We start from the raw sequence: 13,716 nt of genomic DNA, 5'->3' as shown, positions 1-13,716 counted from the left end.
GGTCAGGCCAAGGGGTGGGCGGCCTCGGGAGGCGGGAGCGTGAGCGGCAGGTCGATCATGAAGACCGCGCCCAGCCCGGGTTGGGAGTGCACGCTCAGACGGCCGCCCGCCCCGTCGATCACGTTTTTGCAGAAGGTTAGGCCCAGCCCGTTGCCGGCACCGGCCTGCGTGGAATAAAAGGGTTCGAAGATGCGCGCCTGCAGCTCGGGGGAGATGCCGATCCCCTCGTCGCTGACCGCGATCCGGCCTTTGCCGTGGTGCAGCCCGACCTCGACGCGCAGGTCGCCCGGGGCGGGTGCGTTGCGGGCCGCGGCCAGCGCGTGCAGGGCATTTTTCATGAGGTTCGTGATCACCTGCGCAAACAGCGGGCGCGACCCGAGGAAGCAGAAGTCCTGCTGGATGTGCACGCGCACGCAGTCCCGCTCGCGCGAACTGCGGTACGGAAACTGGGCCACCACCTCCCGCACCAGCTCCGCAGCCAGGATCGGGCTTTGCTGGTCTTTGGGCAGGCGAAGCAGCTGCGCGTTGGAGATCTGGGTGTCGATTTGCCGGTTCATGCTGCGCACGAGGCCCTGCAGCCGGTTGGCCAGATCGTCCAGTTTCTTGCGCTTGGCGTCCGGCACATCCGGCGTGGCGAGGTTGCGCAGCACATCGCCCATCAGGTTCACGGTCGCCAGCGGCGTGCGCAGCTCGTGGGCCATCACGCCCATGGTGCTCAGCGTGTTGAGCAAGCGGGTGCGGCGCAGGTTGGCGCTGGATGCCCCGAGCAGCAGCGCCGCCTGCCAGGCGAAACCGATCACGATCAGCCGTTCGGGGGACAGGGTCTCGGGATCGACCGGTCCCCGGAAGGCCTGCGCCGCCAGCAGCGACAGGCCCAAGCCGATGACCACGCCGACGGTGGCCAGCCGCCAGTCGGTGAGGTGGTAATAGATCACCAGCATGCAGGCCACGCTGGCCAGCCACACCGCGTTGCCGGCGTTGAGCCAATACATCCAGAAGAACAGCAGCGGCAGCTGCAGCCAGGCCACCGCGCTGAACAGCCACCGGGTCAGGGGGGCCGTGAGGTCGCGGTTGATTCGCCCGATCAGCAGCGGCACGCCGAGCAGCGCGGTGAACACCCGCAGGGCCGTGTCCTCGTACGGCTGTTTCAGCCAGCGGCCCCAGACCCAGGCGAAGAGGAGGTGGCCGATGAGGGTGAACGCACCCAGCGCCTGCAGGCGGGCCCGCGAAGGATGCAAAATGGGTTCCAGCGGCGCGTGCACGACTTCGTCGAGCCACCACCGCCACCCGCGTGTTTTCACGCTGTGCCACCACAACGCGCTGATCGGCAACATGTCCTCCTGTGCTGGCGCCACCCCGGCGCCGTCCATTGTCACCCCTTATCGCCGCCAGTACGGATGACCCAGCCTGTCAACTTTGACAGCGTCGGCGTGGACACCATCCTCGCCGATTGGCTGTGTGCGCTGCGCGATCAGGCGGTCGAGGCTCTGGTGGTGCTCGGTCCCAACCCCCTGGGGGAGCGCGACGCGCGCGAGGTGCTGGCGGTGCATCCGCCGCGGTTTCTGCCGGCCGCGCAGGCGCTGGCCGAGAGCGTGGACTTTGGCGCCGGCTGGCGCGACAGCGACGCGCCGATGGTGGTCTGGCAGGACATCGCCAAGTCGGCCTACGAACACCACAGCCGGTGGCGCCGCTTGTGGCTCGCCCACGGGCAGCAGACGCTGGTGCGCGTGGCCTTCGCGCTGCCGGCGGGCCGTGCGTTTGAGTGCTTCCTGTTTTCGCCGCGCGCGCTCGCCGGCCGCGCGGACGCCGCCGTGCTCGCCTGGTCGGCCTACTGCGTCTGGCCGATGTTGCGCCGGGCCATCGCCCAGCAGCGGGTCAACCTCAGCCCGCGGGAGCTGGAGAGCCTGAACCTCGCCTTTGAAGGACTGACCGCGCGCGAGACCGCCCTGCGCATGGACTGCACCGAGCGCACGGTGAACTACCACCTGGCCAACGCCATGGCGAAGCTGCAGACCGACAACAAGCTGGCGGCGGTGCAGCGGGCCTGCTGGATCGGCCTGATCTGACGCGGCGGGCCGATGCTGCGCTGCGCCACGAACCGCGCTGGCGCTTGGCGATAATCCCCGCCCATGAGCTTTCTCGCCCTGGATGTCGGCAACACGCGCCTGAAGTGGGCGCTGTACGACCGGCCGTGTGTGGGGGCGCGGCTGCTCGCGCAGGGCGCCCAGTTCCTCGAAAACATTGAAACCCTGCAAGAGGGCGACTGGGCGCGCCTGTCGCAGCCCACCAGCGTGCTGGGCTGCGTGGTGGCCGGCGATGCGGTCAAGCGCCGCGTGGAAGAGCAGCTGGAGATGTGGGACGTGACGCCGCGGTGGGTGGTGTCCTCCGCGGCCGAGGCCGGGCTCATCAACGGTTATGACCACCCGGCCCGACTGGGCTCGGACCGCTGGGTCGCCATGATCGGCGCGCGCCAGCGCCTGCTCGCCGGCGGCCAGGCGCGGCCTTGCGTGGTGGTGATGGTGGGCACGGCCGTGACCGTGGAGTGCATCGACGCGGCGGGCCGTTTTCTGGGCGGCATCATCCTGCCCGGTCACGGCATCATGTTGCGCGCGCTCGAGAGTGGCACCGCGGGACTCCACGTGCCGACCGGCGAGGTCCGTGACTTTCCCACCAACACCAGCGATGCCCTCACCAGCGGCGGCACCTTTGCCATCGCCGGCGCGGTGCAGCGCATGGTGGACAACCTGCGGCGCCACTGCGGCGCGGAGCCGGTGTGCTACATGACGGGCGGGGCGGGCTGGAAGATGGCGCCGAGCATGTCCAACCAGGTCGAACTCGTGGACAGCCTGATCTTTGACGGGTTGCTGGAGATCGCCGAGCAGCGCGCGCGCGCTCAGGCGGCGCTGGCCGCCTCGCCCCACGGAAGCATCAGCGTGACGGTGAGCAGCGTCTCGAAGGCCGGCACAAACTGATCGATGATGGCCTGGGGTTCCGGGCACAGCGCGGTGTCGGCGATCACGCCGAACTGCACCCCGCCGCCGTAGCTCAGGATCGAGACGCCCAGACCCACCGTGCCGGTCTGCGGCACCCAGAACATGGTCTGCTCCAGCGTGCTGCCGCAGACCCTGAGTTTCTCCGCCGGACCGGGCACGTTGGTCATCACGGCCGTGGTCTTGCGCCCAAACAGGCTCAGCATCGCATCCTGTGCGGGCTTCACCAGCAGCCCGGCCACCGACAGCAGGCCGAAGGTCAGCAGCGGCTGCAGGCTGCCTTTGAGTGCCGTCATGCGCGCCTTGACCGCGAACAGGCGCTCGATCGGGTTGTCCAGCCCGATCGGCAGCAGGAGTGGCACCAGGCCAAACCGGTTGCCCAGTTTCCACGCGTCTTCCAGCGGACGCAGGTTCACCGGCACCATGGCCCGGATCTCCTGCCCCGCCGGGTCGTCGCCCTGCTCGCGCAGGTAGGCCCCGATCGCCCCCGCGACGCAGGCCAGCAGCACGTCGTTCACCGAGCAATGAAACGCCCGCCCGATCGCTTTGACCTGATCGAGCGGGATCGGCTCGCACCACGCCACGCGCTTGTGGCCGCCCGGTTGTCCCTTCAGGCGGGTCGTGGCGTCGTCGGGCATCAGCGCCAGCGCGGCCACGTCGCTCGCGAGTTGGCCGCCGAGCCGCGCCAGGTCGAGCGCCTGATCCAGACCCTGGCTGAGTCCCTGCTGCGGCGCGGCCATCAGCGACAGCGACTTCGCCGCCGAGCCGCCGGCCACGTCGAGCGCCCGCGCGGTGAGTTCACCCAGCGGGCGGATCAGGCTGTCGGCCACCCAGCCCTCGGCCGCGTCGAGCGGGGCTTGCGCGGCGCGCTTGGCGCGCCGGCGCTGCGGGGGCAGCGCGCCGCCGTCCACCAGACTCATCATCACGCTGATCAGCGCGATGCCGTCGGCGATGCAGTGGTGGATGCGGGCGATCAGCGCCGAGCCGCCCTCGTGGTGCTCGATCAGCTCGAAATGCCAGCGCGGGTGGTTCGGGTCCAGGGGCTTCACCGCCAGCTCGCCGACGCGCGCCTGCAGCGCGGCCTGCGCGGACTGACCTCGCCGGCGCTTGAGGCTGTGGACCGTGAGGTGGCGGTCGATGTCGAAGGCCGGGTCGTCGGCCCAGTGGGCGCCGGCGGCGTCTTCCCGGGCCACCTGCACGAAGCGGCGATACGGCAGCAGGCGTTCCCGCACGCGCTCGCGCAACGCGTCGCGGCCGATCCCCGGCTTGAGCAGCCACACGCCCACGATCATCATCAGGTTGGACGCCGAGTCCATGCGCAGCCAGGCCGTGTCGACCTTGCTCATGCGCTCGCCTTCCAGCCCCAGGGTGCTGCTCAGGGCCTGGGTGACGGCGGCGACGCGGTGTTCCATGAAGACTCCTTGGGTGGGCTCCCTATTGTGCCCAGTGGTCGCCCCGTAAGATACCGGGACTCCCCCAACCCGAGACAACCAGGAGCATCCATGGCCGACCTCCAAGCCCAGTTCGACGCCGCGGTGGCGAACTCCAAGAAACTCGCCGAGCGCCCCGACAACAGCACGCTGCTGAAGATCTACGGCCTGTACAAGCAGGCCACGACGGGCGACAACGCCGAGAAGAAGCCCGGCTTCGGCGACATGGTCGGCCGCGCCAAGTGGGACGCGTGGAACGCGCTCAAGGGCACCAGCGCCGACGACGCCAAGCAGCAGTACATCGACCTGATCAAGAGCCTGAGCTGAGACCCGGTGCCGGGCCGCGCGACCCGGCCCCAGCCCCGAGCCACCTGAGCGATCAGGTGGCTTTCTTTTTGGGGCTGGCGGGCTTCTTCGAGGCGGTCTTGGCCCCGGTGTTGGCGGCCGTCTTGGCCGCCGCCTTGCCGCCCGCTGCCTGGGCCGCCAGCAAGGTGTCGAGGTTTTTCACGATCTCGGCCTCGATGCGGTCTTTGAAGGCACCGAGCAGAAAGCCCAGCCGCGCCGAGAGTTCGAAGCGCGTGGCCGTCACACGCAGCGAGCCGTTCACCCCCGAGCGGGTGAACGCCACCTCGTCAGCGTCATCGCCCTCTTCGTAGGTGCATTCCATGTCGAACTCGTTCTCCGCCTGTTCGGCCCACTGCCACGCGAGGCGGCGGGCGGCGGCGAGGCCGAGCTGGTGGTCGCGGGCGATGAAGAGGTCGGCCATGGCGGTGCGGGTTCGGGGTTTCAGGGCGCCAGCGCGCGCAGCGCGGCGTGGCGGTCGTCCAGCGGGCGCTCGGCGAGCCCGCGCACCGCATCATAAAAGCGGGCGAAGTCGCGGCCCTCGCGCTCAAACAGCGCCACGAAGCCGGGCACCAGCCCGTCGTACAGGGCTTGCGTGGCAAAGCTCGCGTTGTTGGCCCGCGCCACCCAGGCGTCGTAGCCGGCGAAGCCGCCCCAGCCCGCCTTGAGCCGTTCGTAGTCCGCCCGGAAGGTGGCCATCGCTTCGGCCTTGCGCACGGTCTTGGCGGCGTCGTCCAGCGCGGCATCGGCGTAGATCGCCTGCAGGCGCTCGCGCGTGCGCGCGGTCAGGGCGCGAAACGCGCGGCGGCGTTCGTCGAAACGGGCGTACTCCGCGCGTTCGGCGTCGGACGCCTGTTCGGCCAGCCAGCGGTCGCCACCGAGGCGCTCGACCGCGGTGGCGAACGACTCGTTGAACACGGTATCGCCAGCCACGAAGACCACCTGGTGCGCCAATTCGTGGAACACGGTGCGGGCAACTTCGCCGACCGGGTAAGGCAGGAAGGTGTTGAGCAGCGGATCGCCGCCGAGCCAGTTGGTCCAGCCCAGCGTGGAGTAGGCGAACACCGGGTAGACCGTGACCTCCAGCGCGGGGTCGAGCGAGGCGGCGAAGGCGCGCGCGTCGGCCTCGTCGTAGTAGCCGCGGTAGGCCACGCAGCCCGCCACCGGGAAGCACCAGGTCTGCAGCTGCAGCGACAGCGCGGGCGCGGCCACCACGTTGTGCAGCACCGCACGCCGGCCGAGGTCGGCGTAGCGGCGGTAGCTGGCGTTGTCGGGCAGCGCCAGCGCGGTGGAAGCGTAGTCGCGGATTGCCTGGGCGCGGCGCAAGCGGGCCTTCAGCGCGTCGGGCGTGGCGCTGTCGGCCAGCCAGTCGTCGATCGGCCGGGCGGCGCGCATCACGCCCAGGTGCCCGGTGACCGACTGCCAGTAGTAGCCCGGGCCCGGCGCGTGCTGGGCGCATCCACCCAGCGCCCACAGCGCACCCGCCGTGAGCACCGCCACCGCCGCCCGCTGTCGCCGCGTCATGCCGCCTCGGTCTCCAGCGCGGCCACCTCGACCAGGCAGTCGTAGAAGGTGGGGCCGCGGCCCAGGTCGGTGAGGCGCTGGCTGGTCACTTCGTTGACGTTGGTGCCGGCGGGCCCCAGCTTGCGCCACCAGATCCCCAGCCCGTTGACCACGCCCGGCCGCGCCCGCGGGGACACCTCCGCCCGGCAGCGGTATTCGCCCCGGTCGTTGAAGACGCGGACCATCTGGCCGCTCTCAATCCCGCGCGCGGCGGCATCGTCGGCGTGGATTTCCAGCCGCGGCTCGCCTTCGATGTCGCGCAGGCTCTTCACGTTCACGAAGCTGCTGTTGAGGAAGTGGCGCGCCGGCGGCGAGATCATGGCCAGCGGGTGGCGCGGGTCGGCGCCGGGCGCTTCGGCGTTGGGGATGTGGTCGGGCAGCGGATCAAGGCCTTGCGCGGCCAGGCGCGCGCTGTGGAACTCGCAGCGCCCCGAGGGCGTGGGAAAGCCGCCGTCGGCGAATGGGGCGTCCGGCACGGCGAGGCTGGCGAAACCGTCGGCCAGCAGCCGGTCGAAATCGATCAGGCCATCAAACGCCGTGCGGCACAGGATCAGATCATCGTCGTCGAAGCAGGGTTCGGTGAAACCCAGGCGGCGCGCCAGCGCGCGGAACACCGCGGTGTTGGGTCGCGACTGGCCCAGCGGTGCGAGGGCGGGGCGGTTGAGCAGGACGTCGGTGTGGCCGTAGCTGGTGTGGATGTCCCAGTGTTCGAGCTGGGTGGTGGCCGGCAGGACGATGTCGGCGTGGTCGGCGGTGTCGGTGAGGAAGTGCTCCAGCACCACGGTGAACAGATCCTCGCGCGCGAAGCCCCGCACCACCTTGCCCGATTCGGGCGCGACCGCCACCGGGTTGCTGTTGTAGACGACCACCGCCTCGATGCGCGGGCCGAAGGAGGGGCTGCTGTCGCGCAGCAGGTCGTCGCCGATGGTGCTCATGTTGATGGTGCGCGGCCGGCGTGTGCCGAGCAGGTCCGGTCGGAACAGCGCCTCGCGCCGCACCGGAAAATGGCCCGACGCGGACAGCAGCATGCCGCCGGCCGGATCGCGCCACGCGCCCACCAGCGCCGGCAGGCAGGCCACGGCGCGCACGGCGTTGCCGCCGCCGCGCACGCGCTGCATGCCGTAGTTCAGGCGGATGGCCGCGGGCCGGGTGGTGCCGTAGGCGCGGGCGAGGTCCCGGATCTGCGCCTCCGGCACGCCGCACACCGCCGCCGCGCGCGCCGGTGGCCATTGCAGTGCCCGCTCGCGCAGGCCCGCCCAGCCCAGCGTGTGGCGTTCAATGTAGTCGTGGTCGAGCCAGTCGTGGACGATCAGTTCGTGCATCAGCGCCAGCGCCAGCGCTGCGTCGGTGCCCGGGCGCAGCGCGATGTGGTCGTGGCATTTCTCGGCGGTTTCGGTGCGGCGCGGGTCGATGCACACCAGCCGCGCGCCATCGCGCTTGGCCTGCTGCGCGAGCTTCCAGAAGTGCAGATTGCTGCCGATCGAATTGCTGCCCCAGATCAGGATCAGTCGGGCGTGGGCGAAATGCTCCACCTTCATGCCCACCTTGCCGCCCAGCGTCTGGACCAGGCCTTCGCCGCCCGCCGCGGCGCAGATCGTGCGGTCCAGCAGCGAGGCGCCGAGGCGGTGGAAAAAGCGCGCGGCCATGCCCTCGCCCTGCACCAGGCCCATCGTGCCGGCGTAGCTGTAAGGGAGGATGGCCTGGGGATCGCGGGCGGCAATCTCGCCCAGGCGGGCGGCGATGGTGTCCAGCGCTTCGTCCCAGCCCATGGGTTCGAACCGGCCGCTGCCCTTGGGTCCGACACGGCGCAGCGGCGTGAGCACGCGCTCGGGGTGGTGGGTGCGCTCGGCGTAGCGCGACACCTTGGTGCACAACACGCCGTCGGTGTGGCGGTGGGCCGGGTTGCCCTGCACCCGAACGGCCACGCCATCGCGCACCGTGGTGAGCAGCGAGCAGGTGTCGGGACAGTCGTGCGGGCACGCGCCGATGACCACGGTCTCGGTGGCGTTCATCGGGGCGGAGGCACCAGAGGTCGATTCGGTCATGGTGGATACAAAAGGCTGCAATACCCTGCCCAGTAGTGTGGTGATCGACGCCCGGGCGGGGGTCGGTACCCGTCCGATTTCAGCACATCCGGAGTGTTCCATGCAGCGTCGCGAAGCCCTGGCCAGCCTGGCCCGAATCACCACCGCCTCCGGCCTCGGCCTGTGGGCCCACGTGGGCCACGCGCAGACCGCCGGGCTGACGGACAACGCCATCGTGCTGGGTCAGTCGGCGCCGTTCAGCGGCGCGGCCGAGCAGCTCGGCCTGCAGTTCTACCTGGGGGCGCAGCTGTACTTTGAGCAGGTCAACCAGAAAGGCGGCATCCAGGGGCGCAAGATCGAACTCAAGCGCCTCGATGACGGCTACGAGCCCGACAAGTGCGCCGCCAACACCCGGCAGCTCATCAACGAGGGCGTGTTCGCGCTGTTTGGCTACATCGGCACCCCCACCAGCCTGGCCGCGCTGCCGCTGGCCACCGAGGCCAAGGTGCCGTTCTTCGCGCCTTTTACGGGCGCCCAGGCCCTGCGCGAGCCCTTCAACCGTTACGCGCTGCATGTGCGCGCCTCGTACTTCGACGAGACCGCCGCGATCGTCAAGCAGACCACCTCGGTCGGCATCCGCAAGATCGCGGTCTTTTACCAGAACGACGCCTACGGCAAGACCGGTCTGGAGGGCGTGACGCGCGCGCTGCAGGCGCAAAACCTCCAGCCGGCCGCCACCGGCACGGTGGAGCGCAACTCGGTGGATGTGGCCGCGGCGGTGCAGGCCATCATGGCCCAGAAGCCCGAGGCCATCGTGCAGGTCAGTGCCTACAAGTCGTGTGCGGCCTTCATTCGCGCCGCGCGCAAGGCCGGCTATGCGGGCAGCTTCTACAACGTGTCCTTTGTGGGCACCCAGGCGCTGCTCGATGAGCTGGGGTCGGACGCCAAGGGCGTCGTCATCAGCCAGGTCATGCCGTTCCCGTATTCGCCGGTCACGGGCATTTCCGGCGACTACCTCGCGGCGGTCAAGGCCAAACAGGGCCGCGCGCCCAACTACTCGGGCATGGAGGGCTTCGTGGCGGCCCGGGTGTTCTGCGAAGGCTTGCAGCGCGCCGGCCGTGGCGTGACCCGCGAGTCCTTCATCAACGCGATTGAGTCGATGCGCAACGTCGATCTGGGCGGATTCCCCGTCGACTTCGGACCGAACGACCACACCGGTTCGCGCTTTGTCGAACTCACGCTGCTGACCGAAGACGGGCGCATCCGCCGCTGAGCCTGGCATCACCCGCCCGGTGGCGACGGGCTCTCGGCCGCCGACACACCGATCCATCCGGTGTCGGGCTACCATGGGGCACACACCGCCTGCCGCGAGATCGCCGCCATGAAGCTCATCGACTCCATCGTCACCCAGGCCACCGGCATTGCCGCGCTGCGCCGCGACATCCACGCCCACCCCGAGCTGTGTTTTGAGGAGCAGCGCACCGCCGAGCTGGTGGCCCGCGCACTCACCGACTGGGGCATCGAGGTGCACCGCGGACTGGGGACAACCGGGGTGGTCGGTGTCGTTCGCGGCCGCGATGGCGGCGCCTGTGGACGCGCCATCGGCCTGCGCGCCGACATGGACGCGCTGCCCATGCAAGAGCGCAACACCTTCGCCCACGCCAGCCGCCACCCCGGCAAGATGCACGCCTGCGGCCACGACGGTCACACCGCCATGCTCCTGGGAGCCGCCCAGCATCTGGCCCGCCACCGGGATTTCGACGGCACGGTGGTGCTGATCTTTCAGCCGGCGGAAGAGGGCGGCGGTGGCGCGCGAGAGATGATCAAGGACGGCCTGTTCGAGCGCTTTCCGGTGGAGGCGGTGTTCGGCCTGCACAACTGGCCGGGACTGCCGACCGGCAGCTTCGCGGCCAGCCCCGGGCCGGTGATGGCGTCGAGCAACGAGTTCCGGATCGTCATCCGCGGCAAGGGCTCGCACGCCGCGCTGCCCCACAACGGCATCGATCCCGTGCCGGTGGCCTGCCAGATGGTGCAGGCCTTCCAGACCGTGATCACCCGCAACAAGAAGCCGGTGGACGCGGGCGTGATCTCGGTGACCATGATCCACGCGGGCGAAGCGACCAACGTGGTGCCCGACCATTGCGAGATCCAGGGCACGGTCCGCACCTTCACGCTGGAAGTGCTCGACCTGATCGAAGAGCGCATGCGGCTGATCGCCGAGCACACCGCGGCCGCGTTCGGCGCGACGGTGGAGTTTCATTTCCGGCGCAACTACCCGCCCACGGTGAACCACGCGGCCGAGACGGCGGTGATGCGCGAGGTGATGGCCGAGGTGGTGGGCCCGCAACGGGTGTTGGCCCAGGAGCCCACCATGGGCGCCGAGGACTTTGCGTACATGCTGCAGGCCCGCCCCGGCTGTTATGGATTTATCGCCAACGGCGATGGCTCCCACCGCGAGATCGGCCATGGCGGCGGGCCGTGCACCCTGCACAACCCCAGCTACGACTTCAACGACGACCTGATCCCGCTGGGGGCAACCTTCTGGGTGCGCCTGGTGGATCGCTGGCTGTCGGTGCCGCGTCCCTGAAGGGCGTGGCTCAGTCGCGGTAGGCCGCGCTGAGGGCCAGCAGGTGCTGGCGCTGCCCGACTTCCAGGTACGGAGCCATCAGGTGCAGCACATGGTAGGCGCCGCGCAACAGGGCGCGCTGTGCGTTGTCCGGCTCCAGCGCGTGGCGCGGGTCGCGCACGAACTCGAAACTCAGCCAGTACGTCAGCAGCACGACCATGCTGTTGGCGGTGGCGTCGACCTCGCGGGCATCGATCAGCACCGCGCCGTGGCGGCTCATGCTGGCCAGCAGCTGCCGCACCGCGCGGGTCTTGGCCTGGATCACCGCCTGGAAGCGGGTCTCCAGCAGCCGGTTCTTCGACAGCAGGTCGTTGAGGTCGCGGTAGAGGAAACGGTACTGCCAGATGATTTCAAACAGCGAGTGCAGGAAGAACCACGCGTCTTCCACGTCGCGCACGTTATCGGCCGCACCGAGCAGTTCGGCCAGCGCGCGTTCGTGGCGCTCGCACAGCGAGTTGATCAGCTCGTCCTTGGCGGGGTAGTGGTAGTAGAGGTTGCCCGGACTGATGCCCAGCTCCGCCGAGATGAGCGTGGTCGACACGTTGGGCTCGCCGAAGCGGTTGAACAGGTCGAGCGTGGTCTCCAGGATGCGCTCGGCGGTGCGGCGGGGGGCTTTTCGGGTGGCCATGGGCCTCAGCGGGCTGAAGGGACGGGCAGCGCGGCTTGCAGCTGGTCGAGCGTGGCGTGCAGGCGCTGCGCGGGGCTGGGCGCCGGCGCGGCGGTGGTGACCAGATGCCGCGCGGGGTCGTGCAGGGCCGCGCGGTCCAGCCCGATGCCGTGGCGCGCGAGGCGCGGAGCCCAGGTCGCCGCATGCCGCGCGAGCAGGCGCCGGGTTTGCTGGTACGCGTGTTCGGCCATCTCGCGGCGCTGGCGGTAGCTGAATGTGTTGGCGAAGAACAGCTCGGCGTCGCGCTGATCGGGTTCGACCAGCACGATGTCGGTGTCGGGGTAGGCGCGCTCGTAGTGCTTCAGGCCGAGCGCGAGCCGCGAATGGATCATGGAGCGGAAGGTCTGGCTCATGACCGCGGGCAGACCGCCTTCGACCAGCGCGGGGATGCGCTGCGCGGACCAGGCGCTGTCTTCCGCGCGGAAAGGCACGAGCGGGTTGACGCACAGGAGCAGGTCCACACCCTCGTCGAGGGCGACGGTGGCGTGGAGCGTTTTCTTGAGCGCGCCGTCCACGTAGTGCTGACCGTCGATGCACACCGGCGGGAACAGGCCGGGCAGGGCGGCGCTGGCCTGGATGGCGCGCGAGATCGGCACGTGGTCCCAGCCGGGCTGGCCGAACGGGGCGGCTTCGCCGGTGTCGAGCTGGGTGGCTACCAGCGTGAGGCGGCCGCGCAGGCGGCGGAAGTCGTTGGTGCGCCCCGGCTGGCTGAACAGGCGTTCGAGCTGGCGGTGCACCGCTTCGTTGTCCAGCACGCCGGTGGGCAGCGCTGCACCGAGACGCTCCATCGCGTGCGTCAGGCGTTTGCCTTGCACGCCCCACGCCCACAGCGCCGAGGTCAGCAGGCCGGGCAGGCGCGCGGCGCGGTCGGCGAACTCCGCCCAGGCGGGGCTCAACAGCCAGGAGGGATCGAAGCCGTCCGGGCCGGGCGCGTCTTCGATGAAGGCGCGGCTGAGTTCGCGCGGGGTGATGCCGTTGGCCAGCGCCGCGGCGATGAAGCCGCCAGCCGACACACCGATGTGGTGGTCCACGGCGTTGAAATCGACACCCGTCAGGCAGTCGTCCAAGGCACACAGCGCGCCAATTTCGTAGATGGCGCCCAGCGGTCCGCCACCGGCGAGGGCCAGCGCGATGCGCGGCGGGCCGGCGCGGCGGCGCGATCGGCGGCGGTCGGGACGGAGGCTCATGCGATCGAGTGTAGGGGGTATGTGCGGCGCGGGCTGCTGCGTTGCAGCAAGGGGCCGGAAACAGACAGGGGGCGCCGCGCGCCCCCTGTCTGCGGGTCAGCGGCGCGTCGCCGCTTCAGGCTTCGGCCGCCGGCGCAGCGGGCGCGGCCGCCTTGCGCGCGGGGCGCTTGGCCGCCGGCTTGGCGGCGGCCTTGGTCACGGGCTTGGCCGCGGCCTTGCGGGCGGGGGCCTTGGTCGCGGCGGGCTTGGCCGCCGGCTTGGTGGCCTTGCCGCTCAGGCGCTGCACGTGGGCGTTGAGCTCGTCGATGCGGGCGATCAGCGCCTCCACGTCACGCGCGGACGGCACGCCGAGCTTGTTCAGGGCCTTGGCCACGCGGTCTTCGAACAGGTTTTCCAGCTTGTCCCACTGGCCGGTGGCCTTGGACGAGATTTCGGTGGCCATGGAGCTCACTTTCTGGGTCGCTTCGGTGATGCGCTCTTCGGCGGCGGCCTGCGTCTTGCGCTGGATCGACAGGCCTTCCTTGACCAGCGTTTCGAAGGCTTTGCCGCCCTCGGACTGGGCCTTGGCGAATGCCCCCAGGCCGGCCAGCCAGATCTGCTGGGCCGAATCCTTCACGGCGTTGGCCAGCGGGGAGGCGCCGGCGGCGGCGGTGCTGGCGGTGGCGCGGGCGCCGGTTTTCTTTTGGACTTTCTTGACCATGGGGATGCTCTCCGTAGCAGGGGTTGGGGCGGCCGCCAGGGGCGGGTACGGCTGCCATGGTGGCGCGCTGCCGCGGGCGTGTGTAGGGGCGCCGGCCTAATGTGGCCCCGTCGTTCGCGGGTTTGTTCGGACTCGAACGGCCCGTGGCCCGCGCCAGAATCGGCCGTCGTTCTTTCCCTTGCTATCC

13 protein-coding genes are annotated in these 13,716 nt (G+C 70.2%); 5 read left to right on the top strand and 8 right to left on the bottom strand.

Going from position 1 to position 13,716, the window contains the following annotated elements:
- Positions 1-2: 2 nt before the first annotated feature.
- Positions 3-1,334 carry a sensor histidine kinase gene (locus tag AC2D80_RS11105; protein WP_484633080.1) on the bottom strand — a complete coding sequence of 444 codons (1,332 nt, stop codon included), beginning with the start codon at positions 1,332-1,334 and terminating at the stop codon, positions 3-5.
- Positions 1,335-1,397: 63 nt separating this feature from the next.
- Between AC2D80_RS11105 and AC2D80_RS11100 the strand changes: the two genes are divergently transcribed.
- Positions 1,398-2,066, top strand: a complete 669-nt coding sequence (locus AC2D80_RS11100; RefSeq protein WP_484633079.1) for a helix-turn-helix transcriptional regulator — start codon at positions 1,398-1,400, stop codon at positions 2,064-2,066.
- A gap of 63 nt (positions 2,067-2,129) precedes the next feature.
- A complete protein-coding gene (locus AC2D80_RS11095; RefSeq protein WP_484633078.1) occupies positions 2,130-2,972 on the top strand; it encodes a type III pantothenate kinase in 843 nt (280 codons plus the stop codon).
- Here the strand turns inward: AC2D80_RS11095 and AC2D80_RS11090 are convergent.
- On the bottom strand, positions 2,894-4,402 hold the full coding sequence (locus tag AC2D80_RS11090) for a wax ester/triacylglycerol synthase family O-acyltransferase (RefSeq protein ID WP_484633077.1): 1,509 nt from the start codon (positions 4,400-4,402) through the stop codon (positions 2,894-2,896). The genes AC2D80_RS11095 and AC2D80_RS11090 overlap by 79 nt on opposite strands.
- A 90-nt stretch (positions 4,403-4,492) precedes the next feature.
- On the opposite strand from AC2D80_RS11090, the gene AC2D80_RS11085 reads away from it, so the two are divergent.
- Complete coding sequence (locus AC2D80_RS11085; protein WP_484633076.1) at positions 4,493-4,747, top strand: acyl-CoA-binding protein; 255 nt, start codon at positions 4,493-4,495, stop codon at positions 4,745-4,747.
- 52 nt (positions 4,748-4,799) lie between these two features.
- Here the strand turns inward: AC2D80_RS11085 and AC2D80_RS11080 are convergent, their stop codons facing one another.
- From AC2D80_RS11080 to AC2D80_RS11070, 3 genes are read right to left on the bottom strand one after another with little or no spacing between them, the layout of a single operon-like run.
- Positions 4,800-5,186: a polyhydroxyalkanoic acid system family protein gene (locus AC2D80_RS11080; RefSeq protein ID WP_484633075.1), complete on the bottom strand. Its 387-nt coding sequence runs from the start codon at positions 5,184-5,186 to the stop codon at positions 4,800-4,802.
- A 20-nt stretch (positions 5,187-5,206) separates the two neighbouring features.
- A complete protein-coding gene (locus tag AC2D80_RS11075; RefSeq protein WP_484633074.1) occupies positions 5,207-6,286 on the bottom strand; it encodes an aminopeptidase in 1,080 nt (359 codons plus the stop codon).
- Positions 6,283-8,337, bottom strand: a complete 2,055-nt coding sequence (locus tag AC2D80_RS11070) for a molybdopterin-containing oxidoreductase family protein (protein ID WP_484633073.1) — start codon at positions 8,335-8,337, stop codon at positions 6,283-6,285. The genes AC2D80_RS11075 and AC2D80_RS11070 overlap by 4 nt, the downstream gene beginning before the upstream one ends.
- A gap of 133 nt (positions 8,338-8,470) precedes the next feature.
- Here AC2D80_RS11070 and AC2D80_RS11065 point away from each other — a divergent pair, with 133 nt between their 5' ends.
- Positions 8,471-9,622 (top strand): ABC transporter substrate-binding protein, encoded by a 1,152-nt coding sequence (locus tag AC2D80_RS11065; protein ID WP_484633072.1) that lies wholly within the window; start codon positions 8,471-8,473, stop codon positions 9,620-9,622.
- Positions 9,623-9,730: 108 nt separating this feature from the next.
- Positions 9,731-10,936, top strand: a complete 1,206-nt coding sequence (locus AC2D80_RS11060; protein WP_484633071.1) for a M20 aminoacylase family protein — start codon at positions 9,731-9,733, stop codon at positions 10,934-10,936.
- Positions 10,937-10,946: 10 nt separating this feature from the next.
- Here AC2D80_RS11060 and AC2D80_RS11055 read toward each other — a convergent pair whose 3' ends face one another.
- From AC2D80_RS11055 to AC2D80_RS11045, 3 genes are all read right to left on the bottom strand, one after another.
- Complete coding sequence (locus AC2D80_RS11055; protein WP_484633070.1) at positions 10,947-11,603, bottom strand: TetR/AcrR family transcriptional regulator; 657 nt, start codon at positions 11,601-11,603, stop codon at positions 10,947-10,949.
- A gap of 5 nt (positions 11,604-11,608) precedes the next feature.
- Complete coding sequence (locus AC2D80_RS11050; RefSeq protein WP_484633069.1) at positions 11,609-12,829, bottom strand: patatin-like phospholipase family protein; 1,221 nt, start codon at positions 12,827-12,829, stop codon at positions 11,609-11,611.
- A gap of 115 nt (positions 12,830-12,944) precedes the next feature.
- Complete coding sequence (locus tag AC2D80_RS11045; RefSeq protein WP_484633068.1) at positions 12,945-13,529, bottom strand: phasin family protein; 585 nt, start codon at positions 13,527-13,529, stop codon at positions 12,945-12,947.
- Positions 13,530-13,716 lie beyond the last annotated feature (187 nt).

Source organism: Hydrogenophaga sp. T66 (assembly GCF_057219855.1).
This window is presented reverse-complemented; position numbering and strand designations above follow the sequence as displayed.

Coding starts and splice junctions, on each gene's coding strand:
- AC2D80_RS11105 (WP_484633080.1), bottom strand. CDS start 1,334: ATGTTGCCGATCAGCGCGTTGTGGTGGCACAGCGTGAAAACACGCGGG.
- AC2D80_RS11100 (WP_484633079.1), top strand. CDS start 1,398: ATGACCCAGCCTGTCAACTTTGACAGCGTCGGCGTGGACACCATCCTC.
- AC2D80_RS11095 (WP_484633078.1), top strand. CDS start 2,130: ATGAGCTTTCTCGCCCTGGATGTCGGCAACACGCGCCTGAAGTGGGCG.
- AC2D80_RS11090 (WP_484633077.1), bottom strand. CDS start 4,402: ATGGAACACCGCGTCGCCGCCGTCACCCAGGCCCTGAGCAGCACCCTG.
- AC2D80_RS11085 (WP_484633076.1), top strand. CDS start 4,493: ATGGCCGACCTCCAAGCCCAGTTCGACGCCGCGGTGGCGAACTCCAAG.
- AC2D80_RS11080 (WP_484633075.1), bottom strand. CDS start 5,186: ATGGCCGACCTCTTCATCGCCCGCGACCACCAGCTCGGCCTCGCCGCC.
- AC2D80_RS11075 (WP_484633074.1), bottom strand. CDS start 6,286: ATGACGCGGCGACAGCGGGCGGCGGTGGCGGTGCTCACGGCGGGTGCG.
- AC2D80_RS11070 (WP_484633073.1), bottom strand. CDS start 8,337: ATGAACGCCACCGAGACCGTGGTCATCGGCGCGTGCCCGCACGACTGT.
- AC2D80_RS11065 (WP_484633072.1), top strand. CDS start 8,471: ATGCAGCGTCGCGAAGCCCTGGCCAGCCTGGCCCGAATCACCACCGCC.
- AC2D80_RS11060 (WP_484633071.1), top strand. CDS start 9,731: ATGAAGCTCATCGACTCCATCGTCACCCAGGCCACCGGCATTGCCGCG.
- AC2D80_RS11055 (WP_484633070.1), bottom strand. CDS start 11,603: ATGGCCACCCGAAAAGCCCCCCGCCGCACCGCCGAGCGCATCCTGGAG.
- AC2D80_RS11050 (WP_484633069.1), bottom strand. CDS start 12,829: ATGAGCCTCCGTCCCGACCGCCGCCGATCGCGCCGCCGCGCCGGCCCG.
- AC2D80_RS11045 (WP_484633068.1), bottom strand. CDS start 13,529: ATGGTCAAGAAAGTCCAAAAGAAAACCGGCGCCCGCGCCACCGCCAGC.